This is a genomic window from Caldicoprobacter sp., from assembly GCF_047459465.1.
Lineage (GTDB): Bacteria > Bacillota > Clostridia > Caldicoprobacterales > Caldicoprobacteraceae > Caldicoprobacter.
Genome location: NZ_VSCO01000214.1, coordinates 1 through 1,971, shown reverse-complemented (window position 1 = coordinate 1,971; position 1,971 = coordinate 1). Strand labels below are relative to the sequence as shown.

1 protein-coding gene is annotated in these 1,971 nt (G+C 51.0%); it reads right to left on the bottom strand.

The annotated features are described in order from the left end of the window. Window positions 1–152: 152 nt before the first annotated feature. Entirely contained in the window at window positions 153–1,823 is a 1,671-nt protein-coding gene (locus tag FWJ59_RS09465; protein WP_414481681.1) for a formate--tetrahydrofolate ligase, read from the bottom strand. Between the last annotated feature and the right edge of the window lie 148 nt (window positions 1,824–1,971).

The following is a 1,971-nucleotide window of genomic DNA, read 5'->3' as shown; positions in this document are numbered from 1 at the left end:
GGCGCATTTGGTTTTCTCAATAAACACCAAGCACAAATAATTAAGCACTTAACAAAAAGAGTGCGGCATGAACTGTACAAATTTTCAGACGGCCATACCGCCTAAAATCCCAGTGTACAGCTCATGCCGCACAAATGTATCTGGCATTCATCTTAAAAGAGCCCCACTATGGTGCCATCCGGCATTATGTCCATATTCTCGGCAGCCGGGTTCTTGGGCAGTCCAGGCATGGTCATCATGGCTCCCGTCAGCACCACGATAAAGCCCGCCCCGGCAGATACCTTGACCTCGCGAACGTTGAGCTTCCAGCCCCTGGGGGCACCTTTCAATGACGGATCGTCTGAAAATGACATCTGCGTCTTAGCTATGCACACCGGAAGATTGCCATAGCCCAGCTGTTTCAAGGTCTCTATAGCGCGCTTGGCCTCCTTGCTGTACACAACGCCGTCGGCCCTGTAAATCCGGCAGGCAATAGCCTCGATCTTGTCCTCTATGGAGGCATCTAGGTCATAAAGCGGTTTAAAGTTGTTGTCCTCCTGCATAGCCTCTAAAAGTGCCTGGGCAAGCTCTATACCGCCTTCTCCACCGCGGGTCACCACTTCGGAGACCGCCATCCTTACTCCCAGCCTTGTACAGTGCTCCCTTAGAAGCTGTATCTCAGCGGCAGTATCGGTATGGAACCTATTTAGAGCCACCACAACCGGCAAACCAAAGACGTTCCTCAAATTGTCTATATGCTGATCCAAATTTGCCAGCCCTCTCTCCAGCGCGGCCAGATTCTCTTCGCTTAGGCTTGACAAAGGCAAGCCACCATGGAACTTGAGGGCACGAATGGTAGCCACCAATACCACCACGTCGGGCCTTACATGAGCGGTTCTATAGACTATGTCAAAGAACTTCTCGGCACCCAGATCAGCTGCAAAACCGCCTTCGGTGACTACATAATCAGCCAGCTTCAAAGCCATGCAGGTAGCCAGAATAGAGTTGTTACCATGAGCGATATTGGCAAAGGGACCACCATGTATAAAAGCGGGCTGCCCTTCTAACGTCTGCACTATATTGGGCTTTATGGCATCCTTGAGCAGTATGGCCATAGCGCCTACTGCCTTCAAATCCCTCGCATACACCGGGCGTCCATCGTAGGTATATGCCACCAATATATCCCCCAGACGCCTCTTTAAATCCTCCATCCCCGATGCCAGGCATAATATAGCCATAATCTCTGAGGCAGCAGTGATATCAAAGCCGGATTCCATGGGGATGCCGTTGGCCTTCCCCCCTAAACCAGTAACTATGCTGCGCAGCTGCCTGTCGTTCATATCTATGACGCGTTTCCAGACAATGCGCGTGGGGTCAATACCAAGCTCATTTCCTTTGACGATGTGGTTATCGATCAGGGCAGCCAGCAGGTTATGCGCAGAACCTACAGCGTGTATATCGCCGGTGAAGTGGAGGTTTATGTCTTCCATGGGCAACACCTGGGAATAACCCCCGCCGGTCGCCCCACCCTTGATGCCAAACACCGGCCCCAGGGAGGGCTCCCTCAAGCACAAGGCCACCTTCTTGCCCAGCCTGCCCAGGGCCTGGGTAATACCCACAGCCGTTGTGGTCTTACCCTCGCCGGCAGGAGTGGGGGTGATGGCCGTCACATACACCAGCTTGCCATCCGGCCTGTCTTTAATCCGGTCCCATACCGTCAACTTCACCTTGGCCTTATATTTGCCATACAGCTCCAGGTCGTCCTCCGTCAGCCCGATCTGTGATGCCACATCAACTATGGGCTTAAGCTTTGCTTTCTGTGCAATTTCGATATCGCTGAGCATTACCTATACATTTCTCCTTTCCGTTAAATTTTGTTAAAATCTATATGGTATACAAAATAGCACTAAGAATAGAAACCTGGTTCACTCTTTTTCTTTCGTATTTAAAAAACAGTTCGCCGCAGTTTTCATAATAAAATCACGGTCAAGT